Source organism: Sphingobacterium mizutaii (genome assembly GCF_900187125.1).
Classification (GTDB): domain Bacteria; phylum Bacteroidota; class Bacteroidia; order Sphingobacteriales; family Sphingobacteriaceae; genus Sphingobacterium; species Sphingobacterium mizutaii.
In genome coordinates, this window is the sequence record NZ_LT906468.1 from 1580280 (window position 1) to 1604135 (window position 23856).

16 protein-coding genes are annotated in these 23856 nt (G+C 40.3%); 12 read left to right on the top strand and 4 right to left on the bottom strand.

From position 1 onward, the window contains the following. From CKW03_RS06760 to CKW03_RS06815, 11 genes are all read left to right on the top strand, one after another. On the top strand, positions 1–1497 hold the full coding sequence (locus tag CKW03_RS06760) for an aldehyde dehydrogenase (NADP(+)) (RefSeq protein WP_093095237.1): 1497 nt from the start codon (positions 1–3) through the stop codon (positions 1495–1497). Positions 1498–1501: 4 nt separating this feature from the next. Then, positions 1502–2500, top strand: a complete 999-nt coding sequence (locus CKW03_RS06765) for a 4-hydroxyproline epimerase (RefSeq protein ID WP_093095238.1) — start codon at positions 1502–1504, stop codon at positions 2498–2500. 22 nt (positions 2501–2522) lie between these two features. Continuing rightward, positions 2523–3782: an NAD(P)/FAD-dependent oxidoreductase gene (locus tag CKW03_RS06770; protein ID WP_093095239.1), complete on the top strand. Its 1260-nt coding sequence runs from the start codon at positions 2523–2525 to the stop codon at positions 3780–3782. Between the two features lie 26 nt (positions 3783–3808). Continuing rightward, positions 3809–5575 carry a DUF885 family protein gene (locus CKW03_RS06775; RefSeq protein WP_197700984.1) on the top strand — a complete coding sequence of 589 codons (1767 nt, stop codon included), beginning with the start codon at positions 3809–3811 and terminating at the stop codon, positions 5573–5575. Between the two features lie 16 nt (positions 5576–5591). Continuing rightward, entirely contained in the window at positions 5592–7007 is a 1416-nt protein-coding gene (locus CKW03_RS06780) for an APC family permease (protein ID WP_093095241.1), read from the top strand. Beyond that, a complete protein-coding gene (locus CKW03_RS06785) occupies positions 7004–9238 on the top strand; it encodes a S9 family peptidase (protein ID WP_093095242.1) in 2235 nt (744 codons plus the stop codon). The genes CKW03_RS06780 and CKW03_RS06785 overlap by 4 nt, the downstream gene beginning before the upstream one ends. A gap of 39 nt (positions 9239–9277) precedes the next feature. Continuing rightward, positions 9278–10222: a bifunctional Delta(1)-pyrroline-2-carboxylate/Delta(1)-piperideine-2-carboxylate reductase gene (gene lhpI, locus CKW03_RS06790; RefSeq protein WP_197700985.1), complete on the top strand. Its 945-nt coding sequence runs from the start codon at positions 9278–9280 to the stop codon at positions 10220–10222. A 709-nt stretch (positions 10223–10931) separates the two neighbouring features. Further along, on the top strand, positions 10932–13880 hold the full coding sequence (locus CKW03_RS06795) for a SusC/RagA family TonB-linked outer membrane protein (protein ID WP_093095247.1): 2949 nt from the start codon (positions 10932–10934) through the stop codon (positions 13878–13880). 49 nt (positions 13881–13929) lie between these two features. Further along, positions 13930–15540 (top strand): RagB/SusD family nutrient uptake outer membrane protein, encoded by a 1611-nt coding sequence (locus CKW03_RS06800; protein WP_093095248.1) that lies wholly within the window; start codon positions 13930–13932, stop codon positions 15538–15540. Positions 15541–15727: 187 nt separating this feature from the next. Next, complete coding sequence (locus CKW03_RS06805) at positions 15728–16048, top strand: TFIIB-type zinc ribbon-containing protein (RefSeq protein WP_093095250.1); 321 nt, start codon at positions 15728–15730, stop codon at positions 16046–16048. A gap of 597 nt (positions 16049–16645) precedes the next feature. Then, positions 16646–17566: a glycoside hydrolase family 43 protein gene (locus tag CKW03_RS06815; protein WP_093095253.1), complete on the top strand. Its 921-nt coding sequence runs from the start codon at positions 16646–16648 to the stop codon at positions 17564–17566. Positions 17567–17638: 72 nt separating this feature from the next. On the opposite strand, the gene CKW03_RS06820 is transcribed toward CKW03_RS06815, so the two are convergent. Continuing rightward, positions 17639–18556, bottom strand: a complete 918-nt coding sequence (locus CKW03_RS06820) for a hypothetical protein (RefSeq protein WP_139185403.1) — start codon at positions 18554–18556, stop codon at positions 17639–17641. A 9-nt stretch (positions 18557–18565) separates the two neighbouring features. Then, the gene (locus CKW03_RS06825; protein WP_139185404.1) at positions 18566–19390 is read right to left on the bottom strand and encodes a hypothetical protein; all 825 of its coding nucleotides are present in this window, start codon (positions 19388–19390) and stop codon (positions 18566–18568) included. A 209-nt stretch (positions 19391–19599) separates the two neighbouring features. On the opposite strand from CKW03_RS06825, the gene CKW03_RS06830 reads away from it, so the two are divergent. After that, positions 19600–21090 carry a sulfatase gene (locus CKW03_RS06830; RefSeq protein ID WP_093095258.1) on the top strand — a complete coding sequence of 497 codons (1491 nt, stop codon included), beginning with the start codon at positions 19600–19602 and terminating at the stop codon, positions 21088–21090. Between the two features lie 105 nt (positions 21091–21195). On the opposite strand, the gene CKW03_RS20320 is transcribed toward CKW03_RS06830, so the two are convergent. Together CKW03_RS20320 and CKW03_RS06835 are read right to left on the bottom strand one after the other, a co-directional pair. Then, positions 21196–21357, bottom strand: a complete 162-nt coding sequence (locus CKW03_RS20320) for a hypothetical protein (protein ID WP_157739415.1) — start codon at positions 21355–21357, stop codon at positions 21196–21198. Between the two features lie 374 nt (positions 21358–21731). Continuing rightward, positions 21732–23759 (bottom strand): FUSC family protein, encoded by a 2028-nt coding sequence (locus CKW03_RS06835; protein ID WP_093095260.1) that lies wholly within the window; start codon positions 23757–23759, stop codon positions 21732–21734. Positions 23760–23856 lie beyond the last annotated feature (97 nt).

Here is a 23856-nt window from a genome sequence, read left to right on the forward strand (position 1 = left end):
ATGAACCAAAAAAAAGAATACTTAGATAAATGTGTTGAACAGGCTGCTGAGGCATATCAATTTTTAAAAACGACGACAGTTCGCGATCGGGCTAAGTTCATGCATGCTGTTGCTGATCGGATTGAAGGCATAGGGGCGGAATTGATTGAGACGGCCAATCGGGAGACCTCATTGCCTTTTCCTCGTTTGGAGGGCGAGAAGGCAAGGACAATCTGGCAATGGCGGAGTTATGGCAATGCGATTTCCAATGGTCTTTACAGTGAGGCTAGGATCGATCTAGCCAATCCAGAGAAAGGAAAGAATGATATTCGCAAATACAATTTAGGCATTGGGCCGGTGGTTGTATTTGGGGCTAGCAACTTTCCTTTTGCTTTTTCCACTGCAGGCGGTGATACAGCGAGTGCCATCGCTGCGGGTTGTCCGGTGATTGTAAAAGGTCATTCGGGTCATGAGCAAACCTCAACCCTGATGGCAAAGGCAATCAGCGAAGTAGTTCAGGAATTTGGTTGGCCAGAGGGTGTATTCAATCATGTGCTGGGTAGTGAGGTAGAAGGGACTAAGGAAAAGATTGGTGCTTATTTAGTGGCTCAATCGGGTATAAAAGCTGTAGGTTTTACTGGTTCATATTGGGGAGGGAAAGCCCTTTTCGATATCGCAAATCAAAGGGAAGAACCTATTCCTGTTTTTGCTGAAATGGGAAGCATCAATCCGGTATTTGCTTTTGGGCATATTTTGGAAGAAAAAGCTGAAGCATTGGCAAAGGAATATGCATCTTCTTTAACCTTGGGAGTAGGTCAGTTTTGTACCAATCCAGGTTTATTCATTGCGGTGAAGGGAGAAGCTTTAGAACGATTTAAAGTTAGCTTACAGGAGGCGATTGCTGAGATCAACTCGGCCAATATGTTGAATCAAGGAATCTATTCACATTATGAGAAAAATAAGGACCTGTTGAGCAACCAATCTGATGTTGCCGTGCTTTCAGAGTCTAAATCTATTGCAGAGTCTGGCCAAGGGAGACCGAGGGTAGCTTTGACTTCAGCTGCAAATTTCCTTACAAATGAGGTTTTGGCTGAGGAGGTCTTTGGACCTTTTGGACTTTTGATTGAAGCAGATTCTATAGCTGAGGTAGAGAAGATTGCCCAGAACCTAAAAGGACAATTGACAATCACTTTTGCAGGAACGGAGAAAGATGCAGAAGAAAATAAGACGATATTTAATATCATAAAAGATAAGGCCGGAAGGCTCTTGTTCAATGGTATGCCTACTGGGGTTGAGGTGGTTTATGCGATGCAGCATGGCGGACCTTTCCCTTCAAGTACCGATCCGAGGTTTACATCCGTTGGACCTGATTCCATCAAGCGGTTTTTACGTCCATTGGCATTTCAGAATTGGCCAGATCAGTTTCTGCCAGCTGAATTGAAAAACGGCAATCCCCTTGCGATCAGTCGACTGGTAGACGGAACGAGTACTAAGGATTCCATTAATCCAAACCAATAAATAGATGAAGAAAACATTTTTTTGTATTGATTCCCATACCTGCGGATGCCCGGTGCGATTGGTCGCTGGAGGTGGTCCGTATTTAAGGGGGAATTCCATGATGGAACGCAGACTCCACTTTATGGAGGAATATGATTGGATCAGAAAAGGGTTGATGTTTGAACCTCGAGGCCATGATATGATGAGTGGCAGCATTCTGTATCCGCCTATTGATCCTAATAATGACACTGGGGTTCTCTATATTGAAACCAGTGGTTGTTTGCCAATGTGTGGACATGGTACCATCGGAACGGTGACTATTGCCATCGAAGAAGGATTGGTAATTCCTAAAGTGCCGGGAAAACTTAGGCTAGAAACACCAGCAGGTTTGATTTTGATCGATTATGTTCAGGAAGGACCGAAGGTCAAGACCGTAAAGTTGACCAATGTGAAATCCTTTTTATATAAATCAGAGTTGACCGTAGACTGCCCTGATTTGGGTGAAATCGTCGCGGATGTTGCCTATGGAGGTAATTTCTATGCTATTGTAGATCCACAGAAGAACTTCAGGGATATCAGTGATTTCTCTGCAAGCCAATTGATCCATTACGGAAAGTTGATTCGTTCCCTATTGAACGAAAAATATGAATTTATCCACCCAGAGAATGAAAATATCTATGGCTTGAGCCATATTCAGTGGACAGGCAAGCCGACCAAAGAGAATTCTACGGGAAGAAATGCCGTATTGGTAGGCGAGAATGCCCTTGACCGCTCGCCTTGCGGAACAGGTACCTCTGCTCGGATGGCGCAATGGTATGCAAAAGGCAAATTAAAGCAGGGTGATGAGTTTGTGCATGAAAGTTATATAGGCTCGCAGTTTATTGGCCGCATTGAGGAAGAAACCCAATTGGCAGGACAGGCGGCAATCGTTCCATCGGTAGAAGGATGGGCAATCATTACGGGATATAGTCAAATCATCATAGATGATATTGACCCGTATAAAGAAGGATTTCAAGTTATGTAGTTCACAATAACAATAGAATAAGGTGTCAAAAAACCATAAAGGAAATGTAATTATTATTGGAGCTGGGATTGCAGGTCTATCCTCAGCATATTATTTATTAAAAGATGGTTGGCAGATCACTGTCCTGGAGAAGGACAATGGAAAGAACAATTGTTCCTATGGAAATGCGGGCATGATTGTTCCCAGTCATTTTACACCTCTGGCAGCGCCAGGAATAGTCGCCCAAGGAGTAAAATGGATGCTGAACAGTAAAAGCCCTTTTTATGTTAGGCCATCCTTGAACCTCGGTTTGATCGATTGGGGACTGAAGTTCCTTAAACATGCCAACGAAAAGCATGTGGAAAGGAATGCAGAAGCTATCCGAGATCTGAACTTGGCGAGTAGCAAGCTTTATGATCAGCTGGCTGCAGAAGAAGGTTTTGATTTCGAATTGAGGCAGAACGGTATTTTAATGCTGTACAAGTCGAAAGAGGTTGAACATGAGGAAATAGAATTATCGGAAAAGGCCAATCGCCTAGGATTGGATACTCAAGTATTAGATCGAAATGCTGTGCAGGAATTAGAACCCAACCTGAAGATTGATACCTTGGGAGCTGTGTTGTACAAATGCGATGGCATTATGTATCCGCCTAAATTAATGCAGGAATTGACTACTTTCCTGCTGAATAATGGAGTAGAATTCCATTATGATACGGAAGTAAATGGTTTTGAAACGACAGGAAATAAGATCAAATCAGCGGTAACCAACAAGGGTAATTTTCAAGGCGATGAGTTTGTCGTTACAGGAGGTGCAGCATTAGGAAAGATTGGCTCGAAACTAAACCTGAAATTACCGTTGATGCCAGGGAAAGGGTATTCCTTTATGTATAACCCTGAGGAAGGAACCTCCATGAATCATGCTTCGCTTTTATTGGAGGCTCGCGTTGCGGTGACTCCGATGAACAATCAGATACGATTTAGTGGCACGATGGAATTAGGGCCGGCCAATGATAAGATCTATGCAAACAGGGTCAAAGGAATTGTGGAATCTATCCCAAAATATTATCCAGATATCCAAATTGACTATCCTCAAGATATTTGGTTTGGCTATAGACCATGTTCGCCAGATGGGCTCCCTTATTTAGGAAGAACCAAAAAATATAGCAATGTCAGTGTAGCCGGAGGAGGGGGCATGATGGGCTTGAGTTTAGGGCCAGCCTTTGGACAAAGCATTGCAAAGATCCTGTCCAATGAAAAGACAGCGTCGAACATATCGGGTTTTAACCCAGATCGATTCCACTAGGAATTAATCCTACCTAAATTATGATTATGAAAAACCAGAAAAAAATTAACCTTAAATCATTTATTGGAATTGGAATTATCGCTATGACCAGTGCGACATCAAATGCTCAAGAAAGTGGCTTATACGATCATACCACACCCATCGAACCTTATATCATACAATACCGAAATGACCTGCAGGCCATCAACTATTTTTATGGTCCGATGCCAAAGGGTTGGGGATTTCAGTATGCAGCAGCCTCTCCGGAACAAATGGACCGATTGCTTCTCCTTGATCAGGAGTATGAAAAGAAAATGAAACAATTTGACTATAAAAAACTCAATACCAATGGTCAGGTTGATTATATCTTACTGAACAGAAAAATCAAAAAGAATATTGAGGACCTAAAATCCAATCAATCCGCTTATAACCGTGTGAAGAACTATCTGCCCTTTGCAGACAGTATCCTTGAATTTGAGAAAAAGAGGCGACGCGGTGGAGCTGTGGATGCCAAAGAAGTGGCAACAACTTTTGAAAAGGCATCGGCTCAAGTAGATCAAGAGATTAAAAAACTGGAAGGGGTCAAATCCATTCCTTCTGCCGATGTGGAGTACCTAGAGAACATCATAGCCTCTTTAAAATTAAGATTGGAAAGCTCTTTTGATTTCTACAATGGCTATGAACCTATGTTTACCTGGTGGGTTCCTAAATCGCATGATAGATTGCAAGAAAAGCTGAAAGAGTACAAGGAACTGATTGCTGCAAAAACAGATTTGAAGCCATTTGATGATGGCAGCAATATCGCTGGCAAACGCGTAGGAAAAGATGTATTGAATAAAATGCTGAAGGATGAAATGATTTCCTACAATGCGGATGAGCTCTTGAAAATTGCTGATAAGGAATGGCAATGGTGTGTTGCCGAGCTTTTAAAGGCGTCGAAAGAAATGGGCTTTGGCGAAGATTGGAAGAAAGCACAGGAAAAGGTAAAAAATTCTTATGTCCCTGAAGGAAAGCAACCCGAATTGATCAATGAGCTATACGATAAGGCGATGAACTTTATCAATGAAAAGCAATTGATCGATATTCCGCCATTGGCGGATGAAACTTGGGGTATGATCATGATGACGCCAGAACGTCAATTGGTCAATCCATTCTTCACCGGTGGTCGTGAAATCAGTATTTCTTATCCGACCAATACCATGACTTACGACCAGAAAATGATGAGCATGCGCGGAAATAACCCTCATTTCTCATTAGGAACGGTTCAGCATGAGTTGATTCCTGGCCATCATTTGCAGTACTTTATGAATCGACGCCATAAACCCTATAGAGAACAGAATTTCAATACACCATTTTGGACGGAAGGCTGGACCTTATATTGGGAGCTGTTATTGTATAGAATGGGATTCCCAAAAACGCCGGAAGAAAGGATTGGGATGCTATTTTGGAGAATGCACCGTTGTGCAAGGATTACCTTCAGCATCAAATTCCATATCGGTGAATGGACTCCACAGCAATGTATAGATTATTTGGTGGACCAGGTTGGGCATGAACCTGCGAATGCACATGGGGAAGTTAAAAGATCCTTTGAAGGTTCTTATGATCCTCTGTACCAATTGGCCTATATGATCGGTGGATTACAGTTGTTGAGCATCAGCGATGAAATGGTAGGGTCTGGTAAAATGACCTATAAGGAATTCCATGACCGAGTGATCAAGGAGAACTATATGCCAATGGAGATGCTGAGGGCGATTTTGACCAATCAAAACCTCAACCCTGATCATCAGTCTTCTTGGAAATTCTATAAATTTTAATCCAGCAGCCTAAATTATGGAAGAAAATAAACAAGAATTTAAGAAGTCATTGGGCCTGTTGGATGCGACCATGTTGGTGGCTGGCAGTATGATTGGATCCGGTATTTTCATTGTTTCCTCAGACATCGCTAGAAATACGGGTTCAGCGGGATGGTTGATGATCGTCTGGGCGATATCCGGATTTATGACTTTAGCAGCAGCATTGAGCTATGGGGAGTTAAGCTCGATGTTTCCGAAAGCCGGCGGTCAATATGTTTATCTAAAAGAAGCTTATGGACCTGTGGTCAGCTTTACCTTTGGATGGACTTTTTTCGCTGTTATCCAAACGGCTACCATTGCTGCTGTAGGCGTGGCATTTGCAAAGTTTACCGCCTATTTGTTTCCAAGTTTGGACGAGGATGTCTATTTGCTGACCATTGGGACCTATCATATATCATCGGCACAGGTGCTGGCAATTGCCGTTATTTTGCTGCTTACCTTTATCAATACCTTAGGGGTACAGAATGGGAAAGTAGTGCAGACAACATTGACCCTGATCAAGATATTGAGTTTGGTATTGGCAGTATTGTTTGGCTTTGCAGCCTTCGACCTTGAAGTTTGGAATCACAATTGGAACAGCGCCGATACTTGGAACCTCAGCCGTTTGGCTGTGGATGGAGGCAAAAGCGACTATACCTTTTTAGCTGGTTTAGGGGCTATTTCAGCTGGTTTGGTGGGTGCATTGTTCAGCAGTGACTCTTGGCATTCCTCATCTGCTGTGGCTGGTGAGATCAAAAATCCTCAACGCAATATCGGCTTAAGTTTGGCATTAGGGACCATCATCGTAACGGTAATCTACCTGCTGACCAATTTAATGTATACCGGAGTCCTCCAAATGGAGGAAATGGCTAGCGCCCCTAAGGATAGGGTAGCGATGGTTGCCGCGCAGGAAATATTTGGACCAATCGGAATCACTGTTCTTGCCATTATGATCATGGTGAGTACATTCGGTTGCAACAATGGACTGATCATGGCAGGTGCTAGAATCTATTATTCCATGGCAAAAGATGGCCTGTTCTTCAAAAAAACCAAAGAGCTAAACAAACATGCAGTACCGAGTTACGCGCTATGGCTTCAGGGAATTATAGCTTGTGTCTGGTGTCTAACTGGGAAGTATGGCGACCTTTTGGATATGATAACCTGTGTCGTCGTGATTTTCTACGTGCTCTGCATTATTGGGATATTTATTTTAAGAAAAAACAGACCGGATTTACCAAGGCCCTATAAAGCCTTGGGATATCCTATTATTCCGGCAATTTATATCCTGCTGGGAATATCCTTTATATTGTTACTTGTCTTTTACAAACCACAGTTTACTTGGCCGGGAATAATTATTACATTATTGGGCATACCGATTTATTTTATTGTAAAGTCTAAAAAATCGTCACTATGAAATTGAGAATTACTGCTTTTTTGCTGTTTATTCTTCAAGTTTCCAGCTATGCACAAGGAACCTTGGATGATTATAAACGAGCAAAGGAGGTTCGAAACAATTTTGGAAAGATCTATAATATCCCTCAGCAGATCACTTGGGCTGAGGATGGTGGGTCTTTCGTCTACAAACTGAAACAGAAGGACAACAAGAGCATCCTGGTTTTAGTTGATGCGCAAACAAAGAGCAAAAAGATCATTGATCTTGAGGCCATGTCTGAACAGATGTCTAAGCTCCTTTCTGAAACTGTACCCTTAAACAACAGTTGGTTTGTGGGTTTAAAACCGATCAACAACAATGAAATCGAGTTTACGGAGAAGAAGAAAGTTTGGCGCTGGAATGTATCAGAGAATAAACTTTCAATCCAAAAGGAATTGAATGATAATGAAAGAGGATCTGGATATTGGGGACAAAAATGGGACGATAGCAAAGGGGAGCCTATTGAGTCGCCGGACAAGGTCTATCTAGCTTATATCAAAAATAACAATATCTATGTCAGAAAGAAAGCTGATCTGAAAAGTGAAAAGCAAATGACCTTTGATGGGAGCCCTGGCTTGTATTATTCTGCTAGACTTGATTGGTCTGCTGATTCCAAAAAACTGAGCAGCAGCAAAGTCAGAAAGGCTGAGGTTCGTCAATTAACCTTGCTAGAATCATCACCAACTGATCAATTGCAACCAAAATTGCAATACAGAGATTATGCAAAACCTGGTGATGCACTTTCGCAATATTATCCAGTCATCGTAAATGTAGAATCTGGTCAAGTTGTGGAAGTTGATCCTAAGCAAGTTGAAAACCAGTTTTCGCTGTATAATATACGCTGGAGACCAGATAATAACGCTATCACTTTTGAATACAACCAACGCGGTCACCAACGCTATGATGTCTTGGAATTGGATGCTGTAACTGGTCAAACCAAGCCAATAATTTCAGAAACAAGCAAAACTTTTATTGATTATAGTGGCAAGAAATACAGAAAGGATCTCGAAAAGAGCAATGAAATCGTTTGGACTTCCGAGCGGGATGGATGGAACCATCTATATTTAATTGATGCCAAAACTGGCAAAGTGAAGAACCAGATTACCAAAGGGAATTGGGTCGTTCGGAAAGTGATCAATGTCAATGAAACTGACCGCAAGATCATATTTGAGGGCAGTGGTAGAAATAAGAATGAAGATCCTTATTTAGTTAGATACTATTCAATTGGTTTGGATGGTAATGGATTAAAAGAGTTGAGTCCTGAGGTCGCTAATCATCAAGGATATTTTAACAAAGATTTCTCTAAGTTCATTGATGTCTATTCCTTGGTAGATCAAGCTCCCAAAGCAGTATTGCGAGATGCAAAAACAGGCAAGGTTGAACTTGACCTAGAATCCGCTGATCTATCCGACTTGAATGCTAGCGGCTGGAAAGCACCTGAAGTGTTTTCAACAGCAGGTAGAGATGGTAAGACCGATATCTGGGGTGTCATTATCAGGCCGAATAATTTTGACCCCAATAAAAAATACCCTATTGTAGAATACATCTATGCAGGTCCACATAGCTCATTTGTTCCGAAATCTTTCACATCAGGCTTATCTGGCATGTATGAACTGGCAGAATTAGGCTTTATTGTCGTGCAGATCGACGGAATGGGAACTTCTAACCGCTCCAAAGCATTTCATGACGTAGCTTGGAAGAATCTGAAAGACGCTGGTTTTCCAGATCGGATTGCTTGGATGAAAGCTGCTGCCCAGAAATATCCATACATGGATATCGATAAGGTGGGTATCTATGGTACCTCAGCGGGAGGGCAGTCCTCAACTGGCGCAGTGTTGTTCCATCCTGAATTTTATAAGGTTGCGGTTTCCTCTTGCGGCTGTCATGATAATCGAATGGACAAGATTTGGTGGAATGAACAATGGATGGGCTGGCCTATTGGACCACAATATGCCGAATGTTCGAATATCGAAAATGCACATCGCCTTGAAGGCAAGTTGATGTTGATTGTTGGAGAACTCGATGACAATGTAGATCCTGCTTCCACCTATCAGTTGGTCAACCAGTTGATCAAAAATGGCAAGGAACATGAATTGATCATGGTACCGGGAATGGGGCATTCTTCGGGTGGTGATTATGGCGAAAAGAAAAGGAGAGACTTCTTCGTGAAGAATCTACTCGGAGTGGAACCCCCTGCTTGGAACTTATATTGATAATATTTAATCTCAAATAATTTATAAAAACAGAAAGAAATGATGAGAACGATTGACAATGAAACAATAGATCAAGTATTGAATTATGATAAGATGTTGGAGGCATTATATAAGATCTTTATTTCCAAATTTACTATGCCGGTTCGACATCATCATTTTTATAATACCCCTGATTCTGCAGAAAACGCATTAATCCTGATGCCTGCATGGACTGACAAATATTTAGGCTGCAAGCAAGTGATTGTGGCACCGAAAAACGCTGAGCAACATCTGCCAGCCATTCATGCCTTATATACCTTGTTCAATGCTGAAACAGGTGTGCCATTGGCGCAGATGGATGCTACTAAGCTAACTTCTGTGAGGACGGCCTGTGCCTCAGCTTTGGCAGCTAAGTATCTAGCAAGAGAAAATGCAGAGAATCTACTGGTAATCGGAAGTGGGAGTGTAGCCTATCATTTAGCGCAAGCGCATTCGTCGGTCAGGAACTATAAGCATATAGAAGTTTGGGCAAGAAATAGCGATAAAGCACAGGCATTGCTGGAAAGTTTAAAGGAACAAGGATTTACCAATGTATCTTTAGCAAATGATCTACAGGAAGCCATCCAAAAAGCAGATGTAATCTCCAGCGCAACGCTTTCTAAGGAGCCTATCATCAAAGGTGAATGGTTAAAACCAGGCGTCCATCTAGATTTAATTGGATCACATACACCAAAAACTAGAGAAGCAGATGATGAAGTGATCCGCAGAAGTACCATCTATGCAGATTCTAGGGAAGGGGCCCTTCATGAAACCGGTGAACTTGCCATCCCAATTGCTTCGGGCTTATTGGATCCTAAAGACGTCCAAGCCGATCTTGTAGAACTGTGCAAAGCAAATAAATTGGCAAGGAAGAACGAGGAGGAAATTACCTTGTTTAAATCAGCCGGATTAGCAATCGAAGATTTAGCTGCCGCATTAATGGTTTATGAAGCTGTTGCTGAATAGAAAATACACATAAAAGTTAAAATAAATTAAGCTGAAAGGGTCGCTATTTTATTAGCGACCTTTTTGTTTCTTCATTATACCTAGAACCCAATTCCAATAAGTTAGAGTTTTTTATGTTGAGGTTTTCTCCTTAATCAATTCATTTTTCTAGGTCGAGGCCACAATCTTGTAGGGGTTAGCTCAACAAACATCAATCCTTCCGTAGGAAGTTCTTTAGCCCGAGGCACATTTCCAGTGGCGGAAAAATGGAAAGAATGCCGATGCCTGTGCGATGGGATTGGCCTTGGAATGCTTTCAAAAGGTCATCCCATCAAAAGGGATGATCTTTTGAAAGATATTCCCGACAACAAGGCATTCTTTTCATGTGCGAAGAGCAGTGCGAAAAGCCACCTTAAATGGGCCGAAGGTTTTTGGTTACTTTTGGGCTCCAAAAGTAACGTTGAATCTAATTGAGTTGCTTAACTTAATAATATTGCCCAGATCTCTCCATTTTTTCTTTTCAAATGAAAACTTTCATTTTTATATTATAAGCTTATTCTCTAATTAATTGATTGGTAGAATAATGTGAAAAATCTATTCCACTTATTCTAATATTCAGAATTATTGGTATTACGGTTAAAAATTGATAAACACTAGGTAAAATATGCCTCATGTGGAAGACCTTTCCTTACTATCTTCGGATTAATTGTCTAAAATACATTTAACCATTATGAAGAAACCAAATATTATGCTCGTCATCCTATTTTCTTGTATTCAGGTTTTATTTGCCCAAAATAAAATCCAATTAAACGGGGAAGTAGTAAATACGACAGGAGAGAAATTATCGGGAGTGACAATTTCTCTAAGCAACTCTAACCAAAAATATATGACCGATGAAAATGGCTCATTTTCATTCGAATATGTTCCAGGAACTAATTTGACTATTAATTCCTTAGGGTTTGCAACCCAGCAAATCACCTTGACGAATCAAACTTCTTTGAAGGTCGTATTGATTGAATCGGAAGAAAATCTTGAACAGATTGTAGTGGTAGGTTATGGTACGCAAAGAAAAGGCGAAACTACCGGATCGGTGGCTAGTGTCAAATCCGAAAGCTTTAACCAAGGAGCTGTAAAGGATGCCGGTCAATTAATCCAAGGGAAAGTAGCTGGCTTGCGAATCACGACGCCGAGCGGTGATCCAAATGGTTCTACGCAAATCAATTTAAGAGGGCTGAACTCCATTCAAGGTGCGGTAAATCCACTTGTTATTATTGATGGTGTACCCGGTGACTTTAATTCGGTTGCTCCAGAAGATATCGAATCGGTCGATGTCATGAAAGATGGATCTGCAGCCGCGATTTACGGTACGCGTGCTACGGGAGGGGTTATTTTTATCACTACCAAACAGAACCGTTCTACTGATGGAAGGACAACGATAGAGTATAACAATTACGCATCGCTTCAGACCTTATTTAGGGTGCCTGAATTGATGAATGCAGAGGATTATAGAAGGTTGATCGCTGAAGGTCAAAATTATACCGATTTAGGCCATAGCACCAATTGGGTAGATGAAGTGACACAAAATCCATTCTCACATAACCATAATCTTTCCTTGTTCGGTGGCAATGCCAGAACCAACTTCACTGGAACAGTTAATTTCCGTGATTGGAATGGAGTCTTATTAAAAAGTGGTCAACAGCGATTAAATGCCAGAGCCGATTTAAACCATGAAATGTTTGATGGAAAACTGAGAAGCAGGATCCAGATTATCAGCAATAGCATCAAGGCATTGCAAGGGGGAAGCTCTAATTATATGTGGAGGCAAGCCTTGATCAGAAATCCTACGGATAGGATCTATAATGATGAAGGAAAATGGCAAGAAAACAATGCTTATATGTATGATAATCCCTTGGGGATGATCAATGAAACTGTGAATGATAGGATATTTAGAGAAACCAGAATGAACGGTTCCTTAGACTATAGACCCATCGAGTCCTTGAGTTTCAAGGCCATGTTTTCGAGGGTGCAGGATAATGACCTAACAGGTACATCGACCTCTTTCAATCATGTCAATACAACCAAAAACAACCTAAATGGGACAGCTAGCCGATTTACCCAAGCGGGGGTCGAAAATCTTATGGAACTGACTGGAAACTTCAATAAATCTTTTGGAGACCATAATTTCGCAGTTCTAGGTGGATATAGCTGGCAACGCAATACTTTCGAAAACTTCAGTGCCTACAATTTCAATTTCCCCACCGACCAATACAGCTATAACTCATTGGAATCTGGTATGGCATTAAAAGAAGGTCTGGCAACCATGGATAGTTATAAACAAGAATCTACTTTAGTGGGCTTTTTCGGGAGATTGACCTATAACTATAAAGAGAAATACATGGCCATGTTGAGCTTGAGAAGAGAAGGGTCCAGTACCTTCGGAGAAAATAACAAATGGGGTAATTTCCCAGCGGTTTCCGTAGGTTGGGATATGGCCAAAGAAGATTTCTTAATGGATCAAACGGCTATTAACCAACTTAAACTGAGAGCAGGTTATGGGGTAACAGGTACCATTGCTGGTTCTCCATACAACTCGCAAATCAGCTATAATTATACCTTCGATCAAGGGGCTTATATCAATGGCAAATGGGTGCCAGGATTCGTTCCTGCCAGAAACTTCAATCCAGACCTAAGATGGGAAAGAAAGAATGAATTTAATGTCGGAGTCGATTATAGTTTGGCGAACAACCGAATCTACGGTTCCTTGGATTATTACAACAGAAGGGTAAAAGACCTATTGTACTGGTTCGAAGTACCTGTACCTCCGTATTTGACCTCGACCATGTTTATCAATGCCGGCGAAATGAGCAATAGCGGTTTCGAAGCCTTGGTTAATGCAGATGTGTTGAACAAAGCAGGCGGAGTGCAATGGAAAACGGGAGTTGTTTTCTCTACCAATAAAAATAAATTGATCAACCTATCCAACGATAGATTTGGTGTAACGCAAGAGTTTTTTGATGCCGGTTATACTGGTGAGCCTATCCAAACCTTTACCCATCGTGTGGAGGTTGGCCGCAGCATCGGTGATTTCTATGTATGGAAAACTGTGGGTTTGGATGAAGATGGAAAATGGTTGGTGGAATCTCAAAATGGAGAGATTATTCCAATCCAGGATGCCAGTGTAGAGGATAGGCAATATTATGGCAACGGGATACCTGACTTCAATTTAGGATGGAACAACAATTTCCAATACAAAAATATTGATCTGACCATCAACTGGAGAGGCGCCTTCGGACACCAAATCCTTAATATGCCAAGGATGTATTATGAAAACCCTGTCAACAAAGCATACAATGTCCTGAAAACCGCATACGACCCAATCGATGGCAAATTATTGAACAATGATTTAGTATATGTTTCGCATTACATCGAAGATGCAGATTATTTCAAACTTGATAATTTAACCTTGGGCTATACCTTCAACCCTCAGTTGATCAAGGGAATCAGTAACCTTCGGATATATGTTTCTGGCTTGAACTTAGTCACTTTTACTAAATACAAGGGTTTAGATCCTGAGGCAACAAGTTATGAAGGAGAATTTCAGTTTGCACCAGGAATTGAGCACAGGGACCGATATCCAACTACTCGGACCTATACCATCGGATTGAATGTTAAATTCTAAGATTACCATGAATCACATTCAGAGTTTGTATCAATTAAACTAAATCAAAATGAAGAATTTAAAATTAAAAAACATATTACTCCTCAGTGGTTTATTCGGTTCGATCATGACATTCAATGCTTGTACCGATTTAAATGAGGAAGTATATTCAGAAGTTTTAGGCAGCACCGTGGACCCTAAAGAAAGGGATCTTCCCTTTATCGTGGCTCCAACCTATAGCTCGTTCAGGTCGTTGATGTTTGGTTGGCAGGGCTATTTTGACCTGCAAGAAGAAAGTGCCGACCATATCATCACGCCAGTCCGTCCAAACGGCTGGGATGATGGCGGGACCTATAGAAGGATGCACCAGCACATGTGGACCACCGAACAATGGCAACCATATAATACTTGGAATCAAGCCTACGCAACCATTACCAAGGTCAATATGGTAATCATGCAGATTGAAGATGGCCTATTAGCCTTGCCTGAAGAGACCGGAAAAGATGCTATTGCAGAATTGCGAGCCACTCGTGCGCTTGCTTATTACCTTTTGCTGGACAACCATGGCAATGTTCCTATTGTGACCGACTACCGAGATGATAGCTTGCCCCAACAAAAGACCAGAAAGGAATTGTATGATTTCGTGATCAAGGAACTGGAAGAAGTCATCCCTATGCTTTCTGAAGAGGTCAGCTCAATGTATGGACGGATCAATATTTGGGCTGCAAAAACCTTGTTGGCCAAAGTCTATCTGAATGCAGAGGTTTACATTGGTGTAGCGCAATGGGATAAAGTCATCAAGGAAACCAATGATATTATCGCGAGCAATGAATATAGGCTGGACGATGATTACAAGAATGTATTCTCCCATACTAACCAAAACTCACCTGAAATAATCTTTTCTGTGCCTTATGATGAAGTCTATGGATTCGGGAATCAAATCCACATGAAAACCTTAGATCCATTGAGCAGGCTAGTTTATGGCATGGCTGCAGGGCCATGGGGCGGTAACTGTGCTGTGCCACAGTTTATCGATTCTTATGACAAGGATGATACTCGTTTATATGACACTTGGATCCAAGGACCTCAATTGAATGCCAGCACCGGAGCTGAAGTAATCAACTATGTGAAACAAGTACCTGGAATTGGAGGAGATGGAACTGTGGCGGCTTCAAATGCAGGGTTTAGGATCGGGAAATATGCGATTAAACAGGGTGCTACCAATAATTTGGATAATGATTATCCGATGTTTCGCTATGCCGATGTCTTGATGATGAAGGCAGAAGCTTTGCTTAGGACCAATAAAGCTAACGAAGCCGCAGTTTTAGTGAGCCAAGTTCGAGCCAGATCCTTTAAGGATAATCCTGCTAAAGCCCAAGTTACCGGTGCCCAATTGTTATTGGGCAGTAATTACAATTATGGCTGGCAAGAAAAGAACAATACGGTTTCTGGAGCAAATGGGGGAGCAGATGTAAAGTATGGAAGATTTCTAGATGAGCTGGGCTGGGAATTCGCTGCTGAGGCAAGAAGGAGACAAGATATTATCCGCTTCGGGGTGTTTCAGTCTAAATCATGGTTTAACCATAAACCACATACGAATGCACAGTCAAGAACCCTTTTCCCAATTCCAAATGCAGAGATTACCAAGAACCCAAATCTTAAGCAAAATCCTGGTTATTAGTTAAAGTTAAATATAAGTTCGGCCCATCTCATTCCATTGAGATGGGTTTTTTATTGATTCTGGTCATCTGTTTATCCATTTCCTTAGCACGAATTCATTTCCTGTTAAAAAATGTCAAAAAACCGGTCCTTTGCCCTTAAAAACCACCATTATTTTCTATTTTATGAGAACATCGAAAATAAAAACTATGAAATGTCCAAATTGTAATGAAATATTATTGATGACAGAACGCCATCAAGTGGAGATAGATTATTGTCCTAATTGTCGGGGCGTGTGGTTGGATAAAGGCGAGTTGGATAAGCTAATGGAATATGCCTCCAACCAAACGCAAGCAAGGGATCCGAGAGACTATGATCGTCAAAATTCCTATCAGCAGGACCAGCGCGAAGAATACCGTGACGATAGATATGACAGAGACCATCGAGACCATCGGGATTATCGTGGCCAAAACCAGAAATATCCGCGGAAGAAGAAATCCTTCTTATCTGATTTTTTTGACTTTGATTAAGGGTTGATTGGAAAAAAAAGATCTTTAAGGCAGTCGTTTTGCTTAGACATTACGACTGCCTTTTTATATAAATAATACCCTGTTAGCCTAATAATTAGGCTAAATCTCTGCTCAGTTCCTTAGCTGTATCGATTCCCCCTTGATACAAAAAAGGATACTCTAGCGTATGCAAGAACCTGTGTTTCAATTCGTCATTTTCAATTATCAGCGTATTTTGGCTCTTCGAGCATTTAACTAATAATCTTTCCTCATCCCGCATTATAGAGAAGGAATAAAACTCATTGCTTTCAGTTCTTACAGCATGATACAAGGTCCAAACCTGGTTAATGTTAGATAGTTTAACATTTTGGTTTAGCCAAACGTTAAAGTCTGTGGTTTCCATGATGTTAGTGTGATAGGGCGAATGTAGATATTAAATTGAATTTTACATTACGGTTTCCCGTAAATACATATCAATTTTACATTTATTACCGATTATGGATACCGGTTTTTCTTTCTATTGTTGATTTTCGATTAAATTATGATTATATGGCCTGTTAGATTGTATTAGATTTTATTTTGTAACTTAAACTTGCAAAAACACCTATACCTACCAATATGAAAAGAATTTACCTCCTAGTTTTTATTCTTCTTATGGCTATTGGTTCCCAAGCCCAAGAAAAGTTAGTGCCTTTGGGAGACCCATTCATTATGCTTTATCAAGGGACTTATTATGCCTACGGCACCAATGCTGCGAATGGCATTCAAGTCTATACCTCAAATGATCTCAAGGAATGGTCCCAAGAGTCTAATCTCGCCCTCAAATCAGAGGATTCCTGGGGCGGTAAATGGTTTTGGGCACCAGAGGTATATTACATCAAGGAAAAGAAGCAATTCTTTATGTATTATTCTGCCAATGAGCATATCTGCGTCGCAAGTTCCGATTCCCCTTTGGGACCCTTTGTCCAAGAAAAAAAGGCTCCCATGCTGCCCAATGAAAAAGCAATTGACAATTCCCTTTTTATCGATTCCGATGGCAAACCCTATTTATATTTCGATCGCTTCAATGATGGCCTGAACATTTGGGTGGCCAAGCTCCAAGATGATCTGATTACCATTGATACCAATAGCATGAAACCCTGTATCCATGTTTCCCAAGACTGGGAGACCGTTTGGCCAAGGGTAAATGAAGGCTCATTTGTAATTCAACATAAAGGACTTTATTACATGACTTATTCTGCCAATAGTTATGAAAGTCAACATTACGGTATCGGTTTTGCAACTTCCAAATCTGTCGAAGGACCATGGACAAAGTATGATAAAAATCCCATCTTCCAGATGCCTGAAGACTTAGTAGGGGTAGGGCATAGTGCGATGTTTCGGGATAAAGAAGGGAAATTACGGATTGTGTTCCATGCCCATCATTCCAAAGAAAAGATTCATCCACGAGCGATGTACATCGCAACAGTTGATTTTAGTAAGGATAAGTTACCGGTGATGCAGATAACAGGAAAAGTCCTGCGCCCTAAGCTGAAATAAAGGGGCATAGCAAAAAGAATAATAACAATCTTTAGCTAGGCTGCTATTAGTCTCTCAGACTCAATAAACTCTTTATTCTTGATAAATATAAACTGTAACCGGATATTCACTATAAAGCTTATTATCAAAATTATAATCTTTCAGCGCCAAAAAATCTATTAATTCTTGGCTTGCCTTGGGTTCTCCTTTTAGTATGATGGGATCCAAAAATTCATCGTATAAGAAAATGTAGGAAAGAACAATTTTCTGTTCAGACAAATCAGGTTTTTCCTTGCTAGCCTTGACCTCTTGATTTTGGGAGTCAATGGAAAAATAATCGATTCTGTTAACCTCAAAATCAAAGGCTTTTGTTTTTAAGAAATCTTCTTTAAATAATGTATCGGTTTCAAAATATTCAGTTACAAGATAACCCAATTCTATAGAGGGATGCCATTTTCTTAATTTTTTAAGGTCTATCAAATCGGCAAGATTATTCTTGTTCATAAAAATCATTTCTCCCGATGATTTTATCTTGAACTGGATTTTTTGCCCCCAGTCGTACTGGTCTAATTTGCTGCTATCCATGTTTTCCTCCATCATAGCAAAAATTATTTTTTTAAATTCATTAATTCCACCTGGATAACTGGCTAGAGCGTTATATTCTCCAAACACATATAATTGTTCAGTACCATATTTGACATAAACCTTATTTCTTATTGAATCCTTGAGTAAATGATAGGAGTATAAATAGTTTTTTTCAAGGTCAGATTTTATAGAATCAATACCTGTAATAATCCCCAGCTGATAGCTGTGAATATTTGAAGAAACGGAGACTTCATATGATTTATTGGAATCCGTTAGAATTACAATAGAAGCCGTACTGTCAGGTTTTATGCCTTTTGATATTAATTTTTCGAACTTTGCTTGTAATCTTTCAGCTGCTTGCTGATCCTGCGAAAAAACCTGGCTCATGCCAAGCATAAAGACAATCATTAAAATTTGTATCCTCATAAAGCAATATTATTTGTAATAAACATAAACGCGACCAGGAAAGTGGGAGAAAATACTGGAAAGTTCCATCCCATTAGATTTTATGAAATCTATTAGTTCGGTAGCATTTTTTGTAGTTCCTTTAATTAAGTGAGGTTCAAATAATCCCTTTGCATTTACAAAGGAAACAATGGTTTGAAAATTTCCTTCTGCTATCAAATCATCACTTATTATTATGGGATAACCTTTAAAGGAAGGAGACAAAAGATCATAACTACTATATAGCTCAATTCTATATTGATTCTCAAAAAGAAACTTCTCTTTATTTATCGGCTCAGTTGTATAATATTGCGGTACAGGACGCCCGTATTTAATAGCAGGTTGCCATTTCTTGACTTTAGTGCTATCTACTAGGCTAATGAGATTATTGTCCTTGATAAATTTCAACTTGCCATTTTTGTCAACCATGAAAGAAATAGCTTTACCCCAATCGTAATAATCAATTCGATCCTTGTCCATATTAGCCGATATTTCTGTATGCAAAACATTTAGTAAGGCGTTGATGCCTCTTGGATAGCTGGCTGGAACACCATAGAGTTCAAAAGTACCTACCGCACTGATCTCAGAATTTGAAAATGTTGTATCACTGATAGAATCCCTAAAGAAATAAAATTCATATAATTTGTTTTTGGCTAATGAATCTTTTTTGGATTGCATAATCAATTTTACCTGTTGGCTGTCTACTTTATTTCTATCATTATTTTGGTAGAATTGAACTTCATTTAAACTGTCCAGCCTAAAAATCAGCTTAAGCTTCCTATCTTTTTCAAGAACTTGATGGACAATTGGATTCAATTCATGCTCCAGATTTTCCATAAAAGATCGGCTTTGCGAAAAGCATACACAGGTCAGGAAATTTAAGATAATAAAGGTTATTGCTTTCATATATAAATGATGCATAACGGAGGTCAATTGCATAATATTTTGGGCAAAATCTTTTAATAATCCTTATCTTCTCCATAATCTAACTTGAATAACAAATAAATAATCGATCTACCGAAAACATGTTTAGTAAAAAGACACTGACCATTCTATTTTTATTAATTGCTTTTGGCTCAGCACATGCACAGAAAAAACCTAATATTATCATCTTTATGGTTGATGATATGGGTTGGCAGGATACATCATATCCCTTTGCCGATCAGGCAACAGATTTTAACAAGAAGTACCATACGCCAAATATGGAAAGGCTAGCCCAAGAAGGAATGTCATTCACTGATGCTTACAGTACACCAGTCTGCACACCAACTCGTGTTAGCCTGATTACCGGAATGAATGCCAGTCGACATCATGTGACCAATTGGACGGCTCCTTTTAAGGACAATCCTACAGGAAACCAAGATGAACAAATGGAAGAGCCTGAATGGAACCATAATGGAATGAGCCCCATTCCAAATATTGCCCACACGATCTATGCGGATGCATTGCCACAGATCTTAAAAGACAACGGTTATTTCACTATCCAAGCGGGAAAGGCCCATTGGGGATCTGCTGGAACGCCTGGTTCTAACCCATATTCCTTAGGTTTTACAGTGAATATCGCAGGAACTTCCACCGGTAGACCTGCAAGTTATTGGGGTGAAGAAAATTTTGGTCGCACCGGCAAGGATTACCATGGAATCGAGAACTTGCAAGAGTATTTTGGTGAAGATATCAACCTGACTGAAGCCTTAACCCGTGAGGCCCTGAAGAGTTTGGATTATCCAATCCAACATAAAACGCCCTTTTTTCTCAACCTCTGTCATTATGCCCTGCATGACCCCTTAATGGAAGACCGTCGTTTTTTCCAGAAATACTTAGATCAAGGCTTATCCCAGAACGAAGCCAAATACGCTTCCATGATTGAGAGCATGGACAAAAGCCTTGGCGATGTCATGGACTTCTTAGAGCAACATAAAATCAAGGAGAATACCTATATTATCTTTATCTCAGACAATGGCGGATTAAGTACCGTACCTCCTCGCGATGGAATTGCACATACCCATAATAAGCCATTACGCTCGGGTAAGGGATCTATTTACGAAGGCGGAATACGAGTTCCTTTAATCATAAAGGGCATAAATAAAGATGTAAAAAATAAGCGTTCTGGAGTTCCTGTAATAGTAGAGGATATCTTTTCAACCGTTTTAGATATGGCTCAGCTCAAGAAAGTACAGACCGTTCAGCAAGTCGATGGTGTCAGTAATTTAGCCCTTCTTAAAAATCCACAAACAAGCAGAGCAGATCGTGCCCTGATCTTTCATATTCCCAATAAATGGGCGAAATCAGACGGCGATGGTTTCAATTATCGCTCCGCAATCAGTAAGGGGAAGTATAAGTTGGTTTGGTCTCTAAGGAATGATACCTATGAATTGTTTGACCTTGAGCAGGACTTAGGCGAACAGCATAATATTATCCAGCAAACCAGAATGACTAAGATCGCTGAAGAATTAAAGGCTGAGCTCAAGGCTACCCTAGAAAAAAATAAGGCTCCTATGCCGAAAAGGAAGGGATGAAAAAGGTGCAATAATAATTCTGCCCTTCTAGGGCAATAGGACATAAAAAAGCTATATTTTCATCGTCATCCTGACGCAGGAAGGATCTCGGATCTATACAAACTATTATTCTATTGGCGTACAGCCTTCAACCACGTTGGGGTCATCCTGACGCAGGAAGGATCTCGGAACTATGCAAAGCATTATTGTATTGGCGTACAGGTCCTGTACCTGCGGTACAGAATGACAGGAACTGTTGAATGAAAACCGTACAGATTCTTCACTCATCGTTCAGAATTGGAAGTTTCCTGGGAGGGATTCAGAGCACAGCGAAGAATCTATTGTTTTTATTTTTTTAAGGAATCGTTGTCATCTCGAATCGTAAGATGAGAGAACCATTTTTTATTGTTTTATACTCGTAATGGGGATTCGTAGAAAAAGATTTCACCCCCGCTAGGGGTTATTCGGTTGACGACTCAGCCTTCTATAAAGATTCCACCCCCGCTAGGGGTTTATTAATATGTGGAGATAAGTAATCATAAAAGAAAACCATTTTTCAAAAAAAGGCGGGATGATTCCGAGACCCTTCGGGAAACCCATCAGGGTGACACAGCGAATAAAAAGCTTTTTGTTTACTTTTGGGCTCCAAAAGTAACAACCTCCTACTTACTAGCCTCCAGCTGAATTGTTTTACCGTTTTTCTCCTTCTTGCCTTTTGCCAGTTTCTTGGAAAGATCCTCAGCCTCTGAAATAATGTTATTGATATAATGCACTTTCTCTTCCATGACCTCGGGTTCCAAAGTGAAACCTAATTTTGTCATATTTACGGACAAACCAACCAATAGGGCATTGATGCGGTAAGCCAGGGTCTGGAAATGTGCTATATCCGCTTTAAGGTATTTTCCTTTTAGGGGTTCTTTTGCAAATTGATCAAGGGAATCATAGGATTGCGCTAATGAAGCCTGGGTAGACTTCCTAAGGAGCCTCAAATCATAATAATTCAAATTGCCGGTTTGGTAGCTCTCTTCAATTTTATGCAGATAAGATTTGAAATGTTGGAGCATGGCATTGGTACTTTGTTCGACGCTGCGATAATGGTTGATAGGAATTGCTAAACAACCTAGAACTGCGAAAATCGATCCCAATAAGGTGAAAGCAAAACGACTGCCTAATAGGTCTTGGATATTGCCTTCATGGATATGCTGACCTAACAAAATGGTAATGGTGATAAAAATCACACAGACCAAATAATTAGGTTTATTGAAGAGCAGGAATAGATATAGGCAAAACGCAGCTATGGCAATCAGTACCCAAGCATTTTTAATATAAACCAACAATAATAAACTGATTGCAATGCCGATAACCGAACCTACAATACGTTCGTAATTTCTTTTTTGGGTATTGGTATAACTAGGTCTTGCAACCAAGATAATGGTTAGCAGGATCCAGGAAGCATAGCGATATTCGGGAAGGAAATTACCTATCAGTCCTCCAGCCATTAAAAGCGCCGACATTCTAACCGCATAAGAGAATATAGGCGACTTAAAGCTTAAGTTCTGCAAGATCGTTTTGATATTGCTTTTAGGAGCCACGAAATCAGCGTAATTCTTGCTTTCCACCAAGGTAATGTCTTGATAGATCTCTTTGGCTTGAATCTTTTGCAAGATATCGGCAACATGCCTTAACTGGGTGCTAATGGAACAAATCAAGGCCCATTTTTCTGGAGAAGCATCAGCCTCCTCAGTTTCCAATTGCAAAAGAAGTTCCTCCAATTTATATCTTTTGGTGAATTTGTTTAGCCGGATCTTTTTATTGGAAATAGTCAACCTTTTGGTTTCCTTAGATAATAGGGATAAGGATTGACGGATCAATTTCAGCGTGTTTCCACCTTTTAAGGTTTCTCGGATATGTTCATAGTCATTGTCAATGGCCATCAACAATTCATAGAGGTCGACTAATTGATAAAGCTTGGCAAGCCATATTTTGCTCTCTTGGTCAGCTTCCGAATGCAGTTTTTTATCGCGAAGGAGAATGGAGCGGATAGCCTCCAATTGATCACTTAATTTTGTGTGCAAAGCACTCAATTCCTTGTAAGCTTTAGGAAGTGAAGCCAGTTCATCGTAGCAAGCTATTTTTAAGCGGATCAGTTGGGCCATGGTCTTCAAACCGCCATCAACAGCATATCGCAAGGAACGATGAGGATGTAGGTAGACCTGGATGATACAGACCACAAAAAAGAACATTGCTCCTGCGGTAACGGAAAGACTAAAACTAATAGGGTCCGCAGGTCTCAATCCAATGGTGAAACTGGCAACGATTAACCCCAAGTTTCCGACCACATTTACCCTGAAACCTAATAAGGCGATGATCGTATAGATAAAGCCGAAGAGTCCCAATAGCGGGACGATAATCCAGGACTGATGGGAAAGGGCAGTGGAAATGCTAAGTGCTGTAATAAAGAAAATGGGTAGACAATAGGCCGCAGTACTTAATTTGTCGGTTTTGTTTCCAGGTACATCGGTCAATGCCGCTAGGAGGGCACCGACGGCAAAAGCGACCGCAATGGCACCATCAATAAAGAAAAAGATGAAAAAACTGGGAACTAAAACGACCAGGATGTTTCGAAGTGCATCTAGACTTGATTCCGTCTTTAAAAATGATAATAACCTCGAAAATAAAGCTGCAACCAATATTTTATAATTGAATTAATTTATTACAGCGCAAAAATAATAATTCCAATCGGTTTTTGAAATATGATATGGAGTCAAATTTTTTTGACAAAATATT